This is a genomic window from Candidatus Symbiopectobacterium sp. NZEC135, assembly GCF_025962695.1.
Genome location: NZ_JAGFPF010000008.1, coordinates 1 through 22,578, shown reverse-complemented (window position 1 = coordinate 22,578; position 22,578 = coordinate 1). Strand labels below are relative to the sequence as shown.

Genomic DNA, 22,578 nt, shown 5'->3' with positions numbered 1-22,578 from the left:
ATGACGACTGAAACCATCACCGTAGAACGTACCGGCGTGATTCATCAAGCCGAAGGGGATGCGCAGCGCATTGATGCCTACCTGCCTTCCGTCTGCCCGCAAAACCACGCGGCCAACCTGCTGCATTTGCCGAATGGCGATGTGCTGTGCGTCTGGTTTGGCGGTACGCAGGAAGGGATTGCGGATATCTCGATTTACCAGTCACGTCTGGCTAACGGCAGCACGCAATGGTCGGATGCCGTGAAGTTATCGGAAGATGCCACGCGCTCCGAGCAGAACCCGGTGCTGTTTCTGGCACCGGATGGCGTCCTGTGGCTGCTGTATACCGCGCAGAAATCCGGTAATCAGGACACCGCCATTGTGCGTTACCGTCAATCGACCGACCAGGGTCACACCTGGGGGAAAATCGGCACACTGCTTGATCAGCCGGGCACCTTTATCCGCCAGCCGATCACCGTACTACCGAACGGCGACTGGCTGCTGCCGGTGTTCTATTGCCGCGTAGAGCCGGGTGAGAAGTGGGTAGGTAACAACGATGACAGCGCGGTAAAAATCTCCAGCGATCAGGGTAAAACCTGGCAGGAATACCCGGTGCCAAACAGCACGGGCTGCGTGCACATGAACATCACGCCGCTGGCAGACGGTTCACTGCTGGCGCTGTTCCGCAGCCGCTGGGCTGACTTTATCTATCGTAGCCACTCTACGGATGGCGGCAAAACCTGGTCGGTGCCGGTACCCACCACGTTGCCAAACAATAACTCGTCGATTCAGGTGACGACGCTGCAAAACGGCCATCTGGCGCTGGTGTTCAACCACATGAGCGCCGCCGATGCCACCGAGCGCCGCGTGTCGTTGTATGACGAAATCGAAGATGAAGAAGGCGGCAATGACGCCAAGATGCCGGAAATTACCGAAGGGCGCAGCGCCTTCTGGGGCGCACCGCGCGCGCCCATGACGCTGGCCATTTCGGAAGATGGCGGCAAGACCTGGCCGTGGCAGCGCAATATCGAAGTGGGCGACGGCTATTGCATGACCAACAACTCGCAGCAGAAGCTGAACCGCGAGTTCTCCTATCCCAGCATCAAGCAGGGGCCGGAAGGGAAACTGCATGTGGCCTTCACCTATTTCCGTCAGGCCATCAAGTACGTATGTGTCGATGAGGCATGGGTAAAAGGTTGATACACCGAGAGACACCGCGTTTGCGGTGTCTCTTTTTATCAGGAGCTACACCATGATTGCAGGCAATTTGCAGCATCTGCCGCTGGCGACGCTGCCCGCGCCGCTGTTAGCGATTCTCTCCTCACCCGGCATGACGCTGGATGAATTGAACGCCAAGCCGGAAGGGAAATATCAACCGGAAGGGGCAGACTGGTTTTACAGTATTGGCACAGTATCTACCGCACCGCAGGCAGAACGTCACACCGAGTTCCACCACAACTTTCTGGATATTCAGTTGATTCTGTCCGGGGAAGAGATCATCGGTTATGGGCTGAATAGCGTGATTGGACAACCCGCAACCGAGCGTAAGCCGGATCTCTATATTTTGGACAACCCGCAGGTGCCGCATCAGATCCATTTACGCGCCGGAGATTTCGTCACGTTTTACCCCGGAGAACCGCATCAGGCGCTGTGTGCAGTAGGCGATATTCCTGCACCGGTGAAAAAAGCGGTGTTTAAAGTGCCCGTCAGCTATTTTACCCCGTCGTAACCCTGACGAGTCTTAATACAGGAGAGCACCTTATGGCTGTCAGCGAACGCAAACATGCGCTGATTACCGGCACCAGCTCCGGCATTGGTGCCGCGATTGCCCAAACGCTGTTGGAACAGGGATGGAAAGTGACAGGACTGTCGCGTCAACCCGGCGCGCTCGCGCATCCGCAGTTTACCCATCAGGCACTGGACGTCACCGACCTCGACGCGCTGCAAGGTTATCTGGCGCACATCACCCAGGTCGATGCCGTGATTCACGCAGCAGGCATGATGAAAGCGGCCCCGTTGGGTCAACTCACTCTGGCTGACAGTGAAAAGCTGTGGCGCTTGCATGTGCAGGTTGCCGAAGTGCTGGCCGATAGGCTGGTCGATAAACTGCCGAGCGGTGGCCGCATCATTCTGTTGGGCAGTCGAACCTCCAGCGGTGCGGCGGGACGCAGCCAGTATGTCACCACCAAATCGGCCATGATCGGTATGGTGAGAAGCTGGGCGGCAGAATTGGCACCGCGCGGTATCACGGTCAATATCGTGACACCGGGCGCCACGGAAACCCCGATGCTAAACCAGCCCGGCAGACAGGGTTCACCGCCGAAATTGCCCCCGATCGGGCGTTTTATCCAGCCGCAGGAAGTGGCCGACCTGGTGTGCTATCTGCTCTCGCCCTCTGCGGCTGCCATCACCGGCCAGCAGTTGGTGATATGCGGCGGAGCATCGTTGTAGTTTCTCAACACCGACCAACCTGATTGCCGCCCTGCGCTGGCTCCTCACGGGATACCCAGCGGAGGGCGGCAAACCCCGTAGCACCCTATTGCTTATTCTGCATATGGTTAGCAAATATACTTTATTGTTTTGTCCGTTATATCGCCCGATAGTGCTTCCATCTCGTCATCTCCCCTGAGCATTGCCGTTCGCTGCGCGTTTTGACATGCGGCGCGGTGATGGTTTGGCAACAGTATTGGAACACGTTCGCGTTATGTCTGAATTACCGCTTTCCTCGCAAGATAAACCAGAGCCCACGATACGTTTGGCCGTTGATGTCGGAGGCACCTTTACCGATGTGGTATTGCTCGAGGGTGAACAACGTTACACCTCCAAAACCCTGACCACCCCGGCTGAACCAGAGCAGGGCGTGCTGCAAGGTATCGAAGAGAACCTGAAGCTCGCAGGTCGAACGCTGCACGATGTGGACCTGTTGATCCTCGGCACCACGCTTGCCACCAATGCGCTGATTGAACGCAAAGGGGCGCGCACGGCATTGATCACCACCCAGGGGTTTCGCGATCTGGTCGAAATCGGTCTGGAAGACCGTTTCGCACAGTACGATGTGTTCCTGCAAAAACCCACGCCGTTGGTGCCACGCTATTGGCGCTTTGGCGTCACCGAACGCATTAATGCGCAGGGTGAGGTGTTGCTGCCGCTCAATGAGGACGACGTAACGCGCATCGCACAGACACTGCGCGATGAAGATATCGACAGCGTTGCCGTGGTGCTGCTACACAGCTATCGCAACCCGCAGCATGAACAACGCATTGCCGAGATTCTGCAACAAGAATTACCTCACCTCGCGGTGTCGCTTTCCAGCGTGGTGTGTCCGGAAGTGCGCGAATACGAACGACTCTCTACCACCTGCGCGAACGCTTACGTGCAGCCACAGGTGGCAGGCTATCTGTCACGTCTGGAGCAGCTTTTAACCGCGCGCGGGTTGCACATCCCTCTGTTTCTGATGACCTCCGGTGGCGGGATCACCACGCTGCAAACCGGCATCGAACAGCCAGTGCGTCTGGTGGAATCCGGCCCGGCGGGTGGCGCGATTCTCGCCCAGCGTGTAGCTGCAGAATTGGGTGAAACCCGAGCGCTGTCGTTTGATATGGGCGGCACCACGGCGAAAATCTGCTTTATCGATGATTATCAGCCGCAGATTTCCCGCAACTTCGAATTTGGCCGCGTGCACCGTTACCAAAAAGGATCGGGACTGCCGATCCGCATTCCAGTGATCGAAATGGTGGAGATCGGCGCAGGCGGCGGATCGATCGCCCGCGTGGATACCCTGCAACGCATTCAGGTGGGGCCGGACAGTGCCGGTTCTGAACCAGGGCCGGTCAGCTATGGATTAGGCGGCACGCAGACCACGGTAACCGATGCTAACGCAGTATTAGGCCGGTTGGACCCAAGCCGTTTCGCGCGCGGTAAAGTGGCCTTAAATATTGAAGCCGCACAGCAGGCACTCGCCGTGCAGATTGGTGCACCGCTGGGCTATTCCGCCGAGCTGGCGGCACTCTCTGTGGCGGAGATCGTGGCAGAGAACATGGCTAACGCGGCACGCGTGCATGCCAGCGAACAAGGCAAACACGTGGAGCACTATACCCTTATCGCCTTTGGCGGTGCCGCACCGCTTCAGGCGGCGCGACTGGCACGCAAGTTGGGCATTACCCGCGTGGTGATCCCCCGTTCTGCCGGTGTCGGTTCCGCGCTGGGTTTTCTCTGGGCACCGATAGCCTATCAGGCGGTACGCAGTTTCTATCAAAGGGTAGATCGGTTGAACCACGATGAGGTCAACGCGCTGCTGGTCGGATTGACCGAGCAAGCGACCGCCATCGTGCGTCAGGCCGCGCCGCTGGGGGATATTCAGGTACAGCGTATCGCCTATCTGCGCTATGCCGGACAAGGGCATGAAGTACCCATCGAACTGCCGGACGGTGATGTGCAGGAGGACACCGTCCACGCACTGCAAACCCGTTTCGCACAGCGCTATCGCGAGCTGTATGGTCGCAGTCTCGACCATGTTCCGGTTGAGGCCATCAGTTGGTCGGTTGCCGCCTCGACCCAAGATGATTTGGCTCCGGCTGCCGCTCGCTGGACACCAAGCAACACACTGACTACCGCATCATCGCCACATCAGCGTCAGGTGTATCAGATTGAGGACAACGCCTTCACCGCCACGCCGCTCCATGAGCGTACAGCGCTCGCGCAGGAGCAATACGTATCCGGCCCGGCGCTGGTGGTGGAAGAGGAAACCACCACCGTGGTGGACAGCGGCTTTTATGCCCATCTCAGCCCGCAGGGTCATCTGATTCTTGAGCTTGGCAGCGAGGATTTTCATCATGAGTAACCTAACCGCAGCATCCGCACCGGTAACAGCATTGCAGTATCAGGTGATGTGGAACCGGCTGATTTCCGTGGTGGAAGAGCAGGCGCAAGCGCTGATTCGCACCGCGTTTGGCACCTCAACCCGAGAAGCGGGTGATTTGTCCGCCGGCGTCTTTTTGCCGGATGGACGCATGATTGCGCAGGCAGTTACCGGTACACCGGGCCACGTGAATTCGATGGCGGAATCGGTCAAACACTTCCTACGTGCGTTTCCGTTGGAACAGATGCGTCCGGACGATGTGTTTTTAACCAACGATCCCTGGAAAGGCACTGGCCATTTGTACGATATGACGATGGTAACGCCGGTATTTCGTCAGGAGCAGGCGGTCGGCCTGTTCGCCTCTACGCTGCACGTCGCGGATATCGGCGGCTTAGGCCCAGGACCCGACGGTCAGGTGATCTATCACGAGGGGCTATTTCTGCCGCTGCTGCGCTTTATCGATGGCGGGCACATCAATCAGGTGGTGCTGGATATTATTCGCGCCAACGTGCGTGAACCGGAGCAGGTCGAGGGCGATTTACTGGCGCTGGTGGCCTGTAATGACGTCGGAGCCCGCTTCCTCAACCGCATGATGGATGAATTCGCCCTCGATTCGCTGGTGCCGGTGGGCGAGCATATTTTACAACACTCCGAGCAGGCAATGCGTGACGCGGTGCGCCAGTGGCCGCAAGGGAGTTGGAGCAACGAACTGCTGGTGGATGGTTATGATGCGCCGATCCGCCTTCGCGCCACGTTGCACATCCGCGACGGCGAGATTGAGGTCGATTTTACCGGCACCGATCCCTATGTTCCGCAAGGCATTAACGTGGTTAAAGCCTACACCGATGCCTACACCTCGTTTGGTATTCGCTGCCTGATCGGTGCCGATATTCCCAACAATGCCGGATCGTTGGGTGTGATTCACGTGAACGCACCGGAGGGTTCTATCGTCAATGCGCCCTACCCTGCGGCGGTGGCCGCACGCCACATTATCGGTCAGCTGTTGCCGGATGTGGTGTTTGGCTGCCTGCGTCAGGCGCGCCCCGGCGCAGTGCCTGCCGAAGGCTCTTCGTCGCTGTGGAATATCCGCCTGTCGGGCGGCCATCCGATTGCGGGCTACTCCAATGAGCGATTGGTCAATGAACAGCGCTTTACCATCACCAGCTTTTCCACCGGTGGCACCGGTGGTCGCCCGACGCTGGACGGGCTTTCCACCACCTCATTCCCCAGCGGCGTGCGCAATATCTCCATCGAAATTCTGGAAACCATGAGTCCACTGGTGTTCTGGCGTAAAGAGTACCGACCGGATTCCGGCGGCGCAGGCCGGCAGCGCGGAGGCTTGGGGCAAATCATCGAAATTTCCCATGGGCAGCAGGCACCAATGTTACTGGGTGCGGCGTGGGATCGCATCGTTTATCCCGCCCGTGGCGCAGAAGGCGGTGCGGACGGCGCGCCGGGCAGAGTGAGTCTGGCCTCCGGCGCATTGCTGAAAGGAAAAGGCAGACAGGCGATCCCTCCGGGCGAACACCTGGTGGTAGAAACGCCGGGCGGCGGCGGTTTGGGTGACGCACGCGAGCGTTCTGCACACGCTATCGCCCAGGATGTTCGTAGCGGGCTGGTCAGCGCGCAAGCGGCCAGCCGTGATTACCATTACGGTGATGAAAACCAATAACGACAACGCATGACAAGGTTGAGGTGCTTATGAATTGGATAGACTTTCGTTTAGGGAAAAAGCGTCAACAGCGTCCGGTAAAGCTCGCGGCAACGCTGGCGTTGTACGCCCTGTTAGCCACCAGCGGCGCGACCGTATACGCACAAACGCCGGAGCCACAGCGCGGTGGCACGCTGAATATCGTCTTGAACGCCGAGCCACCTACGCTGGTGGCACTGTCCACCGTGGCTACGCCAAGCCTGAGTGTGAGCGGCAAGGTGACGGAAGGGTTGCTGAAATACGATTTTGATCTTAATCCCCAGCCGCAATTAGCCACTGCTTGGGAAGTCAGCCCCGATGGCAAAACCTATACCTTTCATCTGCGCAAGGGGGTGAAATGGCACGATGGGCAGGATTTCACCTCAGCGGATGTGGCTTACTCGATAGAACTGCTTAAAAAATATCATCCACGTGGCGCCAGCACCTTTGCCAGCGTGACGGAGGTGAAAACGCCCGATGCCAACACCGCAGTGATTGAGCTGTCGCAGCCTGCGCCTTATCTGTTACGCGCGCTGACCGCTGCAGAATCGCCGATATTGCCCAAGCACATCTACGAGAATACCGATCCGCTTAAAAACCCGAACGGAAGCGCGCCGATCGGCACCGGCCCGTACTTGTTTAGCCAGTGGGAGCGCGGTAGCCATCTGATCCTCAAACGTAATCCCAACTATTGGGATAAAGCAAAGCCGTATGTCGATCAGATTGTGATCCGCTTTATTCCTGACGCCTCATCGCGATCGGTAGCCTTTGAAACCGGCACGGTGGATCTTGGCTATCGTTCTCCGGTGGCGCTCAGCGATCTGGATCGCCTGAAAGCGATACCAAAACTGGCGTTTGAAACCAAAGGCACCAGCTATTCCTATAACGTCTCCTCACTCCAGTTCAATCTGGATGATGAGCATTTCAAAAACCTGAAAGTGCGTCAGGCCATTGCACACACGTTAGACCGTGAATTGATTCGCAAGGTGGCTTATTACGGCTATGCCACGGTGACCACCTCTCCCATCGCGCCGGGGTTAAAGGATTTCCACGATCCCTCCCCTTCACCCTATGCGCTAGATATCAAACGTGCCAATCAGTTGCTGGATGAAGCGGGTTATCCGCGCGATGCCAAAGGCATTCGTTTTAAAACCACGCTGGATTACAACCCGATATCTGACGGTCTGAAACCCACCGGTGAGATTGTGCGCTCCTCTCTGGCAAAGATTGGCATTGACGTCACGCTGCGCTCTCAGGATCTCTCTGCCTTTGTGAAACGTGTTTATACCGATCGCGATTTCTCGTTCACGTTAAACGGGCACAGTAATCTGTTCGATCCTACCGTTGGCGTACAACGCATTTACTGGTCGAAGAATTTCCGCAAAGGCGTGCCGTTCTCTAACGCCTCTCACTACCAGAATGCCGAGGTCGATCGCCTGCTGGAAGAGGCGCAAACCGAGAACAATCCCGCAGTGCGAAAGCAAAAGTTTATCGAATTTCAGAAGATTGTCGGACGTGAACTGCCGGATATCAGCCTGATTTCACCGCAGTACATCACGATTTACAACCGGCGCGTACACGATCATTCACTCACGGCGGATGGCATTGAAAACACCCTGTCTGACGTCTGGGTGGAAGCACAAAAGTAACGCAAGAGGAGTGATGCGCACCAGAAGCGCGCATTGCCTGGAGGAAACAGCGCCTGCGTTTAACAACGCAGGCGTTTGATTATCGAGGATGTTGCACAAACTCCCGGTACTTGGTTACCAGCGTTAAAAAGTCATCCACCCCACACAGCGCCAGACTCTCTTCATCGTAATAGCTCATGCCTTCTTCCATCTCATCCATGGCGAAGGAGAGTTGATTAGCGCGAATGAGCACCTCTTCGCTGTCCAGCAACAGGGTATATTCGTGCCCGACTTTTTGCCATTGGCGCTCACTCCCTGCCACATCGCGCGCCGCTTCTTCTACCTCGTCAAGCAGAGCAAGCTGTTCTTTAACTTCTTCATTAAACCAGTGGCCAACGGCTTCGTGCCCCATTGACATACGCACAATGACCTGGCCTGAGACATCCCGTAAAAATTCATAATCCATGACGCCATCCTCCCATGGTAGTGCTTACTATCAATTGTAGCGGGCCACACTACATCGCACAGTGATAATCCAGCAAAAACGTGATGAGGAGGGAATGATACCTGCGATCTCAGTAAAACGTGCATATTTCCCTGAAAACAATAAATACATTGGCAATAAGTCCGCTACTTATCGCCTCAGGGAAAAAGGAATGATTTACACTCTCCGCAAAGGAGATAAAAGGAACTGTATGGAAAGGACAAACAGAGATAGAGCATATGATATCGTTGATATTTTTCCGATAACTGACCGTTTCGATGGGAATAAAAAAGGAAGGAAGATAGGCATTGCAACTAAAATCAACGGTGTTGCCAACACACACACCTCATTGATGAATGCCCCTCTTATGACCGAGGACGAAAAGGCTATTTTTAATCGTAACTTTTGGCACTTATTTTATAACATACAAGCCCTTCTACCTTCTGACCCAAAAACCAACATAAAAAAAGGCCCATATTATTATGGGCCCTTATCTTCAGAGAAAGGGGGAAAACTTAGACAGCACTTTGAAAAATCACCCCGTCCGCTTTCGCCGTATACTGGTCCAGCCGATCGAAATTCAGGTAGCGATAGGTATCCTGCGCCGTTTTTTCCACCTGCGACATCGCCGCCAGATACTCGTCCGGTGTTGGCAGTTTGCCCAGTAGTGAGGCCACCGCAGCCAGCTCCGCAGACGCCAGATACACATTAGCACCAGTGCCCAAACGGTTCGGGAAGTTACGGGTGGAAGTCGATACCACCGTTGCGCCATCGGCTACTCGCGCCTGGTTACCCATGCACAAAGAACAGCCGGGGATCTCAACGCGTGCACCGCTTTTACCAAACACGCTGTAATAGCCTTCTTCCGTCAATTGCGCGGCGTCCATCTTGGTCGGCGGTGCCACCCACAGGCGCGTCGGCAGTTGGCCTTTATGCTGATCCAGCAGTTTACCCGCCGCACGGAAGTGACCAATGTTGGTCATGCAGGAGCCGATAAACACTTCGTCAATCTTCTCGCCCTGCACATCCGACAGCCAGCGCGCATCGTCCGGATCGTTCGGCGCACACAGGATAGGCTCTTTGATGTCCGCCAGATCGATATCGATCACCGCGGCATATTCTGCATCGGGATCGGCTTCCAGCAGTTGCGGATCGGCCAGCCATTTTTCCATGCCCTGCACGCGACGCTCCAGCGTACGACGATCGCCGTAGCCTTCAGCGATCATCCACTTGAGCAGCACGATGTTAGAGTTCAGGTACTCAATGATCGGGGCTTTATCCAGCTTGATGGTACACCCAGCGGCAGAGCGCTCAGCGGAGGCATCGGTCAGTTCGAACGCTTGCTCCACCTTCAGGTCAGGCAACCCTTCGATTTCCAGAATGCGGCCGGAGAAGATGTTCTTCTTGCCTTTCTTCTCAACGGTCAACAAGCCCTGTTTAATGGCGTACAGCGGGATGGCATGCACCAGATCGCGCAGGGTAATCCCCGGCTGCATCTTGCCCTTAAAGCGCACCAACACCGATTCCGGCATGTCCAACGGCATCACGCCCGTGGCGGCGGCAAACGCCACCAGCCCAGAGCCCGCCGGGAAGGAGATACCGATCGGGAAACGGGTATGGGAGTCACCGCCGGTGCCTACTGTATCCGGCAGCAGCATGCGGTTGAGCCAGGAGTGGATAACGCCATCGCCCGGACGCAGGGAAACACCGCCACGGTTCATGATAAAGTCTGGCAGCGTGTGATGCGTGGTGACGTCAACCGGCTTCGGATAAGCGGCCGTGTGGCAGAATGACTGCATCACCAGGTCGGCAGAGAAGCCAAGGCAGGCCAGGTCTTTCAGTTCGTCACGGGTCATCGGACCGGTGGTGTCCTGAGAACCGACGGAGGTCATCTTGGGTTCGCAATACTGATCCGGGCGAATCCCAGCAACGCCACAGGCGCGACCTACCATCTTCTGCGCCAGCGAGAAACCGCGCGTGCTCTGCACCACATCCTTCGCCTGACGGAAGACATCGCTCGCAGGCAGGCCCAGCGCTTCGCGCGCTTTGGTGGTCAGACCGCGACCAATGATCAACGGGATACGGCCACCGGCACGCACTTCATCGAGCAGTACGTCGGTTTTTAGTGCAAAGGTTGCCAGCACGGTATCGCTGTCGTGCAGGCGAACTTCGCCTTTGTAGGGGTAGATGTCGATCACATCGCCCATGTTGAGTTCGTTTACATCGACTTCGATCGGCAACGCGCCCGCATCTTCCATGGTGTTGAAGAAGATAGGTGCAATTTTGCCGCCCAGCACCACGCCACCACCGCGCTTGTTCGGCACGTGAGGGATATCGTCCCCCATAAACCACAGCACCGAGTTGGTGGCGGATTTACGCGAAGAACCGGTTCCCACCACGTCACCCACGTAGGCCAACGGGTAGCCTTTCTGGCTGAGGGCTTCGATCTGTTTGATCGGGCCAACGGCACCGGGTTGATCCGGCGTAATGCCATCGCGGGCGTTTTTCAACATCGCCAATGCATGCAGTGGGATATCAGGGCGAGACCAGGCATCGGGTGCCGGAGAGAGATCATCGGTATTGGTTTCACCGGTGACTTTGAAAACAGTGACGGTAATTTTCTCCGCCAGTTTAGGACGAGACAGGAACCATTCGGCATCAGCCCAGGATTGCACTACGCGTTTGGCGTGTACATTACCCGCTTTGGCCTTCTCTTCCACATCGTAGAAGTTATCGAACATCAGCAGCGTGTGCGACAGCGCATCGGCCGCGATGGGAGCCAGCGCCTCATTGTCCAGCGCGTCAATTAGCGGATGAATGTTATAACCGCCTTGCATGGTGCCAAGCAGTTCAACGGCTTTTTCAGGGCTGACCAACGGAGAATGGGCTTCCCCTTTCGCGACCGCCGCCAGAAAACCGGCTTTTACGTAGGCGGCTTCATCAACGCCCGGCGGCACGCGGTTTACCAGCAGATCCAGCAACACCTCTTCTTCGCCAACAGGCGGTTTCTTCAGCGCATCCACCAGCGCGGCCATCTGTGAAGCGTCTAACGGCTTGGGTACGATGCCCTGTGCAGCCCGGTCGGCCACGTGCTTGCGATATTCTTCTAGCACGATTCTCTCCTCGCTCTCATTGTCTTCGTTATGTCCGGCGCTCTCGCTCCCGGTTGTGATATCCATACCCAAAATAATTCGAGTTGCAGGAAGGCGGCAAGGGATCGAATCCCCAGGAGCTTACTCAGGTAAGTGACTGGGGTGAGTGAGCGCAGCCAACGCACCTGCAACGTGAAGTATGACGGGTATATACCCGGTTACGCGTTAGGCGATGTGTCCTTCGCCTGTGAAAATGTAGGGTGGCGTACCCGGCAGTAAGATCGTTATGCACTCCAGCATATCAATTTTTGAACGTTTTGTTAATTCCGTTTACATAAAATCAACATAAATAATGCAACATTGCTGGTCGCGCAAGGGCACACACCCTGTAAACCATGATATGGGAATAAGCGTTTTTTACTTGAGCATACCACGAGCGCCCCTTGTCGACATATCCCCTGTGCGCGTTTGGGGTTTACATTGGGTAACTTTCAACAATTTCAGCTTGTTATACTGCCCTCGACCTATAAAAAAGACGTATGTAAGAATTCCCGTATCTTGCCGTAGCTTAACATCACCAGGGGTTGGAAAATGGATAGGTATCATCATGTCTTTTTTACGCAATATGACCATCAGGAAGGTGCTGCTGATGGTGTTGACGCTGTTTCTTTTGCTGTGGGGGGGGGTGGCGTGGTTTACGCTCTCCGCCCTTAATCAAGCAACGCACTATTTGATCGTGGGTAATACCCAGGTGGAAGGATTGAACACGCTGACCAAAGGCGCGAATCAATCCATGAACACCGCAATCCGCTTGAATCAGGTGGTGACGCTCATGCAAAGCGGCAAACTGACCGATGTGGATGCCACGCTGGCGCAAGCTGTTGATGAATATAAAAACAGTGCCGCCAGTCTGGAGGCCTTCAAAGTCATGCCTCACCCGCAGGTTACACAGCAAACGGTCGATGAAACCGTGCAAAACTGGCAGAACGTCCTGCAACAGGGCCTGCAACCAATGATGAGCGCGCTGCAAGAGAAAAAATTTGCCGAATATCGGCGCGTATTCCGCGATGATTTTCATCCGTTGAATGAAAAGTTCATTGCGGCCGTCAATGGCTATCAAGCGGTCGCCGCCGATAACCAGACGGTGCAAACCATCGATCGTCTGGTGTCATGGTGTAAAAACATCCTGATGATGGCACTGCTGGCCGGGGCGGTGATCCTGCTGCTCACCGATCGCTACCTGGTCGGCTGCGTCATCAAGCCACTCACGGCAATCCGCCACCACTTCCGCACCCTGACCGAAGGCAAGCTAGAGAAGAATCTGGACGGCTTTGGTCGCAACGATGCCGGGCAGTTAGTGCCCTATTTACGGGAAATGCAGGACAGCCTGAAGGCGACCGTTATTGCCATTCGCGGCAGCGCCGATGCCATCTATGTGGGGACGTCGGAGATCTACGCGGGCAATAACGATCTCTCCAGCCGTACCGAGCAGCAGGCGGCGGCTCTGCAACAAACGGCGGCCAGCATGGAACAGCTGGGCACCACGCTCAAGCACAACACCGACAATGTCCATCAAGCCACGCGTCTGGCAGAAAAAGCCACCGGCGTGGCGAAACAGGGCTGGGAAATGGGCAAAGAGCTGGGTGGTATTATGGACAGCATCGCCGCCAGTTCGCATAAAATCACTGACATCACCAGCATGATCAACAGCATCGCGTTCCAGACCAATATTCTCGCGCTGAACGCGGCGGTCGAAGCGGCACGCGCCGGTGAACAAGGGCGCGGTTTTGCCGTGGTTGCCAGTGAAGTGCGCAATCTGGCGCAGAAAAGCGCGCAGGCCGCCAAAGACATCGAAACCCTGATAGCCGAATCCGTCGAGCGCGTCGATGCCGGTGCGCGGCACGTCACCCGCACCGGCGATGTGATGGATAGCATTATTGAGGCCATCGGTCAGGTAAATGCGTTGATCGAAGAGATTGCCACCGCGTCCGATGAACAAAGTCAGGGCATTCATCAGGTCAGTCAGGCAATTAATGATATCGATGGCGTTACGCAACAAAACGCCGCGCTGGTGCAACAATCCGCGGCCGCAGCGGCTTCACTGGAAGAACAGGCACGCCAGCTTACGCAGGCGGTGGCAATTTTCCAGGTCAACGATGTACCACGCTATCAGGAGCAAGCAGCGGCGTTTATTCCCCGTCTGGCGGCCTCTTCCTGAAACAAAACACGATATGTAATGCAATTAAAAACCCGGCGCAGTCAACCTGTGCCGGGTTTGGTCTTTCATACCACTTAGAACGAGGTGTTGACGCTTACATAGAACGTACGACCCGGTTCGTTAAAGGTGGCTGCGCCTGCGCCGTAAGACGAAACCGCCGTTCCTGCCGTATTTAATAACGATTGAGCGTTGCCAGCACGGAACTGACGTTTATCAAGCAGGTTATCTACCCCACCGGTGATGCTCAGATTTTTGTTAACTTTATAGGTTGAACTTAAACCAAACACCGCATACGGACTTACTTCATGAGTATCATAGGCAGCACTGAGAGGTATTGATGCCACTGGTGTGCCCTGATAGTTGTATTTCTTCGGTTTTTGACGGCCATACCAAGTCATCGTTCCAAGGAAAGAAAGATCTTCGGTCGCCTGCCAACTAACGGAAGAATTCAGCGTAAACTCTGGCGTAATAGACAGATAATCGCCGGTGGTTTTATTTTCGGAGCGCAACATCCAGGTAATGTTGTTATTCCAGTTGATCGTATCTGTTACGGGTACCGTCAGAGAACCTTCAAGTCCTTCTACCAGCGCTTTGGGGACATTTTCCCATTGGTAGACATTGGCATTAGCATAACTTGCATTACTCCCGCCACTCGCATTGCCCGTTTTAACCCAACCGGATTCAATCTTATTGCGATAATCATTGCGGAAGTAAGTCACACCCGCCTGATAACCATCACGCTTGAATTCAATGCCAACTTCTTTATTAACACTGGTTTCAGCTTTGAGGTCATCATTACCCATCAGATAACAGGCACCACCGCCATAGCAACCGTTACCACGGCTATAGAGCAGATAGTTCGGGTTCAACTGGTAAAGGTTTGGTGCTTTATAAGCCTGTGCAATCCCCATCTTCAAGGTAAAATCATCACCTAACTGTTGTGACAGGTTGAGTGACGGACTCCAATTGGTACCAACAACACTGTGGTTATCCACACGCAGCGCTGGCGTCAGCATGGTGCTGTCCGTCACTTCAATATTGTCTTCTACAAACACAGAGGCGATACGCGCAGAAATATCCTGGCTGCGATTAGTATCCGCGATCGAGCCAATGCTGCCTGCTTCCGTTGTGGTTTGGGTATTGGAAGAAGGATCGTGCATCTTCTGCTCTACCCATTCCGCACCAATAGTCGCCGTTTGGTTAAACAACGCCTCAAACGGAATATTGACTTCACTGTGAGCCGTGTAGGCATCCAGTTTGATATTGGTATAATAATTTCCCGTTGGGCGTCCAGCAGGGCCTCCAGCCAACTGTTCGAAGATGCGTGAGTTGTCGGTTCTTTCATATTGGAAGTAGGACAACGCGCTCACACCGCTGTCCCAGTAACCGCGATGGGTTAACGCATACTTCTGGCGATACATACGGTTGGTTTCTTGCCCAAACAGTGCTCGGGTATCCGTATTACCATTGTTGTTCTCAGTGTCGCCCGCATAAATATTACCCTGACGGCTGGCACCCATTTCAAATTCCAGCGTCTGCTGCGGCATAAACTCCCAGCGCAACAGGCCGTTAATATCTTTGTTACGCACCCCTTCGCGCCCTGCCGGAATAGCAGCATTGGGAGACAACTGGTGACCATTATTAATATCCCAGGCATCGGCCTGCGTTTTACTGTAGTTACCGTACAGACGCATGCTCAATGTATCGGTCAGGCCGCCCATCAGGTTAAAATCGGTACGCTTGGTGGCCGCTTCCGATTTGTGCTCGGGGAAGCTCATATAGCTGTTCCACCCGCCGTGCCACTCACCGGTAGGCTGCTTGGTGATGATATTCACCACGCCACCCGCCGCACCGTTGCCGTAGCGCGCCGCTGCCGGGCCACGCAGTACTTCGATGCGTTCAACCATGTTGCTCGGCACCCAGTTGGTGTCACCACGCGTATCGCGCTCACCGCGCCAGCCGTAACGCACTGACGAACGGCTGGAAACCGGTTTGCCATCGATCAGAATCAGGGTGTTCTCCGGCCCCATGCCGCGAATGTCGATCTGGCGGTTGTTACCGCGAGAGCCACTGGTAGAGTTACCGGTCAGGTTCACGCCCGGCATGGTACGGATGATCTCGGAGAGGTCGTTCGCCGGCGGACGACGCTGGATATCTTCCTGGGTGATGACCGACACGCCCGGTGCCTGACGCGTTTGTTCCGCCGCCGTCACTACCATGGTGTCGCCGCTGTTCTGTTCTGCTTCAGTGGGAATTGCCGCCTGCGCTGAAACCAGCAAAGACGCAGCGCCACAGCTGGCACCGATCAAGGTCGCCAGAGTATGGCGGGAAAATCGTTTTTTCATCAGAGTCGCCCTGTAATGCTGTCATAAGTAAGAAAAATGCCCTCAACCATGGCAAATGTGCTCATGGGTGGCATCGGAAAATAGTTGTCGAAGTCGGAGAGAAAACCGGCGGGAGCGGCGGTTTATCGGGAAGGTGCGCAGTGCGTCATGGTCTTCTGTATGGCGTTACCCTCTCCGCTTGTCAGGCATGCGCCACTCTCGTTGCTGTAATCCGACATCATAAAGACGAAAAATGCTACTGAGAAGTATTTGCATTACCAATTTGACGCCGACATTGTTACATTTGTGCTTCTGGAAAGGGTTTGCGCCAGACGCAAAGTCTTTTGCATAAGCGCCAATATGGATGGTAAAAAACCACGTTAACCATAGGTGATAGAGACTCGTGCACAGCAGCGTTCCATCCTCCAAGGCGATTTACAAAGATCATATCGTTCAACAATCCAGTCTGGTCTCTAACCAGTACCGCTTTGTCGGGCCGCGATTGATTGATGAAACACCGGTGCTGTACGGCAGCTTTAGCGTGATGCCGCTCAATCGCCACCTGATTTTGCACACCGCTGATGTGATCAATTTGCACAACATGAAAACCCAGGGTCAGTTGGAAGATGCGATCAAACTGGCTATCGTGGTCAATGGGCAGGCACAGGTCAGCTATGACCACCAGCAGTTGCATCTCAACAAGGCACAGCCCGCCTCGCTGGTGTCGCTGATGTCTCCGGTGTTATTTACCCGCATCGGTAAGCGTGACGAGTACGAACGCACCCTGTCGCTCACCTTTAGCCGCGAGTGGTTGTACGGTAATCTTTTGGACTCCGTTGATGAGTGGCGCCCCCTCTATGATTTCACCCAAACGCATTTAGCGGTGCACCACTGGATGCCGTCGCGTCAGGCAATGGCGATCGCTATGCAGATCCTCAATTCAGATCCCTGCTCCACGCCGTTGCAGCGTTTGCAATTGGAATCCCAATGCCTGAGCCTGATCGTTGAAGCCTTCAGCGCTTTGCTGAGCACCGCGCAGGAAAAAAATGCGCGTGTACCGCTGCGCATCTACCATCGGGTACAGGAAGTTCGCGATATGTTGGAAAGTGGAGCTGCGGATCAGTTGTCGATGGAAGAGATCGCCAAGCAGGTCAACATGAGTGAAAGCACCTTACAGCGCCATTTTCGCCAGGCGTTTAGCATGAGCGTGTTTGAGTACCTGCGCCGCAATCGACTGCAACGCGCCATGGTCGCCATGCAAAAAGAGGGACTGGGTATTGCGCAGGCCGCCCATATTGCAGGCTACAACAGCCCGGCGAACTTCTCGACGGCATTTCGCCGCGCCTTTGGCATCACGCCGGGACAGCTCAAAGACCGTTTCTGACGGTGATGCACTGCTATACCCAAAATAATTCGAGTTGCAGGACAAAACGTTTACGTTTTGAACAGCGCGTGCGCTGGCCCTTTAGGGCGAGGCTCATTTATGAGTCTCGTAACGCGGCAAGCGAATGAATCCCGATGAGCTTACTCAGGTAAGTGATTCGGGTGACAAATCTGCCGGGAGCAGATTTGAACGCCGTGTGCGGCGGCCTCGTAAGAGGTGAGGCCCAGGGATGGGCCGAATAACGAGGGCAGCCAACGCACCTGCAACTTGAAGTATGACGGGTATAATGCAAAATTTGCGCTATACAGCGTACGGTGCTTTCAATTATACCTATAGGCATTCATGCATTTACTTGATTGCCTTTTCACATGACCACATCGCAGGATATTACCGCTACACTCGCTCATCACATCGTTAATACCACACCGGATACTGCCGCACTCGACGCCGCACGCGACGGCGTGATGGATTTTGTCGCCACCGCCCTCCCCATTGCTCAAGGCGCCATTCACGACAGCAATCTGGCACCACTGCGTCAGGTATTTTCCGCATCAGATAGCCTGACGCGCAGTGTAATATTGGGCTATGTGGGGCACGCGCTCGATTTTGATGATTATCATCCCGCCTTTCGCGGCCATCCGAGCACGGTGATTCTGCCTGCGCTATTTGCGCTGAGCGCCGAAGACACGGGTTTGCATGAAGCGGATTTTCTCGCCGCCTATGTGATTGGCGTAGAAGTTGCCGGGCGCATCGGGCTCGCGGCGGGCGCACGTCACTACGGCCTCGGCTATCACAACACCGCGACGCTGGGTGCGATTGCCGCGGCGGCGGCGGCGGCACGTTTGCTCGGTGCCTCGGTGACACAAACACAGAACATCCTCGGACTGGCGGCAACGCAGGCCGCAGGGCTGCGCGCACAGTTTGGATCGGCAGTAAAACCGCTGCACGCCGGGCTGGCTGCCCGTGCCGGGTTAACCGCCACCAAGCTGACATTGGCGGGGTTTAGTGGAAACACCACGCAGGTACTGGATGATTTTCTGTCATCACACGGCGATGGGCAGCAGCACCCGGAGAAATTGAGTGAAAACTGGGGCGCGCCCTGGCGCATTGTCACGCCCGGTCTGGAATTTAAAAGCTATCCCACCTGTGGCGGCACACACAGCGCCGGGGAAGCCGCTTTTGCACTACGCCAGCAATGGCTGGCGCAGCACGGTGATATTCCTTCGCTGATCGCTCGCGTTGAGAGCATTACGGTAGCGTTTCCCCCCGGCGGAGATGTTGCGCCGTTTATTCATAAAGCCACCACCGGTATGGAAGGGCGTTTTAGCCTGGAGTATGTGATTGCGGCGGGTCTGCTGGAAGGCGAATTGACGCTGGCGCGCTTTGCTGAAGGCCCGGTTGATGACGCTATCGCAGCGCTGGCAGATAAAGTGAAACGTCAGCCGGATGCCAGCGCACCGCCGGATGAATTGAACCCTGACGCGCGCTTCCACCGTGTAACGCTGCACCTGACCGACGGTGAAAGCCTTACCGTGACGGTCACGCGCCAACAGACTGTGGCCCACAAAACAGACCTGAATGCCAAGCTGCGACAAAACATCCAGTCGCTGCCGCAGTTGGAGGTTGCGCGGATTCAGGCAAGCTGCGCACTGAACACACCGGGCGATATCGCTTATCTGAATCGACTTTTGCTCAACTAACCGCGAAAGCACAGGCGCGGTGATATCCCCCGCGCCTGCGATATTACGGTTTTGGCATTAAGTAACGATCCAGCCAATTAAACACTTCCGCCTGCTGTTCCTGATAGAACACATGTCCTAGCTCAGGCCATATTTTAGTTTCCAGCTTGTTGTCAGCATTTTGTGATTTCCACACGCGGTGCATCTTATCGTAGGCACCTTGTACCGCGCTTTCAGGGAACAGCTTATCTTTGCCACCGTTAAAGAACAGCATCGGATTAGGTGCCGCGACACTTGCCACATCGGGGAAATCAAATTGCGCAGGCAAACCGGGGTGCAACATATAGAAGGCAGACTGACCACGCAGCACGTTATTGCCCGGTGTCATGAGTCCGTCATAGGTGCCAATCCACGAAACAGCGGCCGTTGCTGCTACCTTGTCGGACAGCGCCGCCAACTGCCAGGCGCGGTAAGCGCCCATCGAGAACCCGACGACGCCAACACGTTTGGCATCCACCTGCTTGAGCGACGCGAGAAAATCGGTAGCGCGCATATCTTCATACGCCATCTCGCCCGCCAGTGAGCGCCCCAGATTAAAGAAGTTGCTCGCCAGCGCCTGTTGCTGCTCATACTTCAGTGGGCCGCGATCGCCCCAACCGATAGCATCTACCGCCAACACCACATAGCCGCGTTTCGCCAACTCATCACCGACAAAACGCCCGGTGAAAAATTTATCGGCCCACGCCTGTGCCGATGCTAGTTTCTCCGCGTTGCCCCACGGCTTGATCATCTTCTCTTTGCCGATATCGAATTTCGAGCCGTGATCGTGCAACAGGATAATCGCCGGATGCGGACCCGGTGTTTTAGGTGTTAACAGCAGCCCTGCCACCCGGCTTTGATCGGTGATATTGAATGCCACCTTCTCGGCGACATAGCCATCCCGCTCTTCGCGCTCAATGGTCACTGGCGCAAAATCACGGTGTGAATCCGGCGTCAGCAACATCGCACGCAGTTTCTGACGCGCCTCGCTTTTCCAAACGGCAAAATCCTTCACGTTACCTGACAACCAAGAGCCCGGATAGGTGAGCTGCTGTTTGAGTTCGGGATAGAACACTGGCAACCCTTCTTCGGTTACCGCAGACGTTTGGTAAGTCATGTCGTTCGCCATCGCTGAAGCACTACACAAACACGCCGCCATAAGCGCAGCGCAGAAGCGTACCGGAATGCGCATGATAATAGCCCTTAAAATAAAACACCGTTTCTTTTTGAAAATTTATTGTAAGGCGCTGGAAGAAAAATAAATGTGCGCTCGCCACACTATGAGCAATTGCTTCGAGCATCTCTTCGCAGGCGAATATGTTGTATTAGGCGCACTGTTACGTCACATACAACACATTCGAAAGAATCGATAACAAATCTCATAATGATCATTATTTGCAATATTTTAAACCATAAATATACAAGTCAATCATATTAAAGACTGAAAATTAGCCATGAGTACACTGTTCAAAATGTAAGCCGATGCAAGGGAGTTGCGCATTTTGAGCAGAACATCACGGATATGGGTGGTATTAGTCACAAGTGTTTACGGATCGGCGCTCTTCGCCGCAGAGCCCTTACCTATTAACAGAACAGAGGTGGAGCAGCAGCAAAAAGCGCTGTTAGAGCAGGCAGAACAGCAGCGTGAATCACTGCAACGGCAGCAGCCTCTTTCAGCACCAGAAGCGCTGCCCACAGACGATGACGGTGTATGCCACAATGTGCGCCACATCGCCTTAGAGGGAAGTTCCGTTCTTTCTCTGCGAACCCAAAAAACCATCGTTGCGCCCTGGCAGCATCGCTGTCTGACCGTCTCTCACATGCGCCAACTGGTGCGCGCTGTATCTCAACAGTATCTGGAACGCGGCTATGTCACCTCTCAGGCGTGGTTACCGGAACAGGATGTTTCCACTGGCGTCTTACGCATTGCTATTACCGAAGGCCGTATCGAATCGATTACTCAGCAGGGAAAAACACCGCATTCGCTGGCGATGGTTTTTCCCGGCAGTCAGGGACGTCTGTTAAACCTGCGCGATCTCGAACAGGGATTGGAACAGCTTAATCGCCTGACATCACAACCGGTGACGATCGACATCCAACCCGGTCATCAACCCGGCTACTCGCGAATACAGATTGTGAACAAGGGAAAAGCCTTTCCCGCCAGTATCAATTTCAGTGCCGACAACAGTGGATGTACCTGTGCCACGCTGATGAGTAGCTCACTCACGCTGGATAACCCGCTCCAGCTTGCCGAACGCTGGAACCTCTCAGCCGCGCACGATACGGCATTTCAGCGAGAAAAATGGAATCGTACCCTCACCGGCGGCGTCACATTGCCTTATGGCTATTGGCTGTTTAGCTATCAAAATCACTGGAATGATTTTCATCAGCCCATTCCCAGCAGCCTCTGGCATTATCAGGGTAAATCACAGTCACAGCGTTTTGGTATCAACCGCACGTTGTTTCGCGATGGGCATCAGAAGCTGGCATTGGATATCGCGTTTACCCGCAGACGCACAGAAAATCGGCTCTCCAAACAGGTATTGACTAACAGCAGCGCCTTGGTCAACAGCCTCACCCTCGGCCCACATTACAGCCGCCGAATCGGCCAGGGGTATGCCACGTTTAATCCCACCGTGAGCTGGGGGTTGCGCGGTCTGGGTGCCACAAGAGATCGACCGCACGCACAGGATGTCCCGCGCAGTCAGTTCCTTAAATACAGCCTCAGTGCCAGCTATCTCTATCCCCTCGCCCCCTCCCTCTATTACCTCACCACCGCCTATGCTCAGACCTCACCGCATAACCTTTTTATCAACGAGCAGATTGCGGTTGGCGGCCATTACTCGGTGCGTGGATTTAAAGCGCAATCGCTAAACGGCGTACAGGGTGCTTACTGGCGTAACGAGATCAACTGGCAACCGGGCCTCTTCCCCGCGCTGGGCGATATGACGCTGATTGCCGCGCTTGACGCTGGTTGGGTGAAAAAACAGCGTGGCCGCACCGAGGGCGGCAGCATCGCTGGTGCCGCAGTAGGTCTGACGCTCAATGCACGCCATTTATCTCACAGCGTCACGCTGGGTAAACCCCTGCTCTACCCCGATACGTTAGCCCCCGATCGCTGGGCATTTTACTGGCAAACCACACTCGCTTTCTAGTTTCAACAGGTTACGTCAACCCGACACAACATGGACAACACTGAAAGG

General features: G+C 55.1%; 14 protein-coding genes. 10 read left to right on the top strand and 4 right to left on the bottom strand.

Features of this window, described 5'->3' with window-relative positions:
- The 6 genes from J5224_RS06700 to J5224_RS06675 all read left to right on the top strand — a co-directional run bounded on the left by J5224_RS06700 (position 1) and on the right by J5224_RS06675 (position 8,176).
- Positions 1-1,179, top strand: coding sequence for a sialidase family protein (locus J5224_RS06700; protein WP_264624622.1), 1,179 nt, complete (start codon positions 1-3; stop codon positions 1,177-1,179).
- 52 nt (positions 1,180-1,231) lie between these two features.
- Positions 1,232-1,708, top strand: coding sequence for a YhcH/YjgK/YiaL family protein (locus J5224_RS06695; protein WP_264624621.1), 477 nt, complete (start codon positions 1,232-1,234; stop codon positions 1,706-1,708).
- Positions 1,709-1,740: 32 nt separating this feature from the next.
- Positions 1,741-2,430, top strand: a complete 690-nt coding sequence (locus J5224_RS06690) for an SDR family NAD(P)-dependent oxidoreductase (protein ID WP_264624620.1) — start codon at positions 1,741-1,743, stop codon at positions 2,428-2,430.
- Positions 2,431-2,653: 223 nt separating this feature from the next.
- Complete coding sequence (locus J5224_RS06685) at positions 2,654-4,819, top strand: hydantoinase/oxoprolinase family protein (RefSeq protein ID WP_264624619.1); 2,166 nt, start codon at positions 2,654-2,656, stop codon at positions 4,817-4,819.
- Complete coding sequence (locus J5224_RS06680) at positions 4,812-6,509, top strand: hydantoinase B/oxoprolinase family protein (RefSeq protein ID WP_264624618.1); 1,698 nt, start codon at positions 4,812-4,814, stop codon at positions 6,507-6,509. Before J5224_RS06685 ends, J5224_RS06680 begins: the two co-directional genes overlap by 8 nt.
- Before the next feature lie 29 nt (positions 6,510-6,538).
- Positions 6,539-8,176, top strand: coding sequence for an ABC transporter substrate-binding protein (locus J5224_RS06675; protein ID WP_264624617.1), 1,638 nt, complete (start codon positions 6,539-6,541; stop codon positions 8,174-8,176).
- Positions 8,177-8,255: 79 nt separating this feature from the next.
- Here the strand turns inward: J5224_RS06675 and yacL are convergent, their stop codons facing one another.
- Both yacL and acnB read right to left on the bottom strand, forming a co-directional pair.
- Positions 8,256-8,621, bottom strand: a complete 366-nt coding sequence (yacL, locus tag J5224_RS06670) for a protein YacL (RefSeq protein ID WP_264624616.1) — start codon at positions 8,619-8,621, stop codon at positions 8,256-8,258.
- A gap of 533 nt (positions 8,622-9,154) precedes the next feature.
- On the bottom strand, positions 9,155-11,752 hold the full coding sequence (gene acnB, locus J5224_RS06665) for a bifunctional aconitate hydratase 2/2-methylisocitrate dehydratase (RefSeq protein ID WP_264624615.1): 2,598 nt from the start codon (positions 11,750-11,752) through the stop codon (positions 9,155-9,157).
- 586 nt (positions 11,753-12,338) lie between these two features.
- On the opposite strand from acnB, the gene J5224_RS06660 reads away from it, so the two are divergent.
- The gene (locus J5224_RS06660; RefSeq protein ID WP_264624614.1) at positions 12,339-13,949 is read left to right on the top strand and encodes a methyl-accepting chemotaxis protein; all 1,611 of its coding nucleotides are present in this window, start codon (positions 12,339-12,341) and stop codon (positions 13,947-13,949) included.
- 74 nt (positions 13,950-14,023) lie between these two features.
- On the opposite strand, the gene J5224_RS06655 is transcribed toward J5224_RS06660, so the two are convergent.
- On the bottom strand, positions 14,024-16,294 hold the full coding sequence (locus tag J5224_RS06655; RefSeq protein WP_264624613.1) for a TonB-dependent siderophore receptor: 2,271 nt from the start codon (positions 16,292-16,294) through the stop codon (positions 14,024-14,026).
- A gap of 382 nt (positions 16,295-16,676) precedes the next feature.
- On the opposite strand from J5224_RS06655, the gene J5224_RS06650 reads away from it, so the two are divergent.
- Together J5224_RS06650 and J5224_RS06645 are read left to right on the top strand one after the other, a co-directional pair.
- Positions 16,677-17,657 carry a helix-turn-helix domain-containing protein gene (locus tag J5224_RS06650; RefSeq protein WP_264624612.1) on the top strand — a complete coding sequence of 327 codons (981 nt, stop codon included), beginning with the start codon at positions 16,677-16,679 and terminating at the stop codon, positions 17,655-17,657.
- 368 nt (positions 17,658-18,025) lie between these two features.
- Positions 18,026-19,357 (top strand): MmgE/PrpD family protein, encoded by a 1,332-nt coding sequence (locus J5224_RS06645; RefSeq protein ID WP_264624611.1) that lies wholly within the window; start codon positions 18,026-18,028, stop codon positions 19,355-19,357.
- A gap of 43 nt (positions 19,358-19,400) precedes the next feature.
- Here the strand turns inward: J5224_RS06645 and J5224_RS06640 are convergent, their stop codons facing one another.
- Positions 19,401-20,567 carry a dienelactone hydrolase family protein gene (locus J5224_RS06640; protein ID WP_264624610.1) on the bottom strand — a complete coding sequence of 389 codons (1,167 nt, stop codon included), beginning with the start codon at positions 20,565-20,567 and terminating at the stop codon, positions 19,401-19,403.
- A 406-nt stretch (positions 20,568-20,973) separates the two neighbouring features.
- Between J5224_RS06640 and J5224_RS06635 the strand changes: the two genes are divergently transcribed.
- Positions 20,974-22,530: a ShlB/FhaC/HecB family hemolysin secretion/activation protein gene (locus J5224_RS06635; protein ID WP_264624609.1), complete on the top strand. Its 1,557-nt coding sequence runs from the start codon at positions 20,974-20,976 to the stop codon at positions 22,528-22,530.
- Positions 22,531-22,578 lie beyond the last annotated feature (48 nt).

Excerpts from the sequence above, each read along its gene's own strand:
- J5224_RS06700 (WP_264624622.1), top strand. The coding sequence starts at position 1 with ATGACGACTGAAACCATCACCGTAGAACGTACCGGCGTGATTCATCAA.
- J5224_RS06695 (WP_264624621.1), top strand. The coding sequence starts at position 1,232 with ATGATTGCAGGCAATTTGCAGCATCTGCCGCTGGCGACGCTGCCCGCG.
- J5224_RS06690 (WP_264624620.1), top strand. The coding sequence starts at position 1,741 with ATGGCTGTCAGCGAACGCAAACATGCGCTGATTACCGGCACCAGCTCC.
- J5224_RS06680 (WP_264624618.1), top strand. The coding sequence starts at position 4,812 with ATGAGTAACCTAACCGCAGCATCCGCACCGGTAACAGCATTGCAGTAT.
- J5224_RS06675 (WP_264624617.1), top strand. The coding sequence starts at position 6,539 with ATGAATTGGATAGACTTTCGTTTAGGGAAAAAGCGTCAACAGCGTCCG.
- yacL (WP_264624616.1), bottom strand. The coding sequence starts at position 8,621 with ATGGATTATGAATTTTTACGGGATGTCTCAGGCCAGGTCATTGTGCGT.
- J5224_RS06660 (WP_264624614.1), top strand. The coding sequence starts at position 12,339 with ATGTCTTTTTTACGCAATATGACCATCAGGAAGGTGCTGCTGATGGTG.
- J5224_RS06655 (WP_264624613.1), bottom strand. The coding sequence starts at position 16,294 with ATGAAAAAACGATTTTCCCGCCATACTCTGGCGACCTTGATCGGTGCC.
- J5224_RS06645 (WP_264624611.1), top strand. The coding sequence starts at position 18,026 with ATGACCACATCGCAGGATATTACCGCTACACTCGCTCATCACATCGTT.
- J5224_RS06640 (WP_264624610.1), bottom strand. The coding sequence starts at position 20,567 with ATGCGCATTCCGGTACGCTTCTGCGCTGCGCTTATGGCGGCGTGTTTG.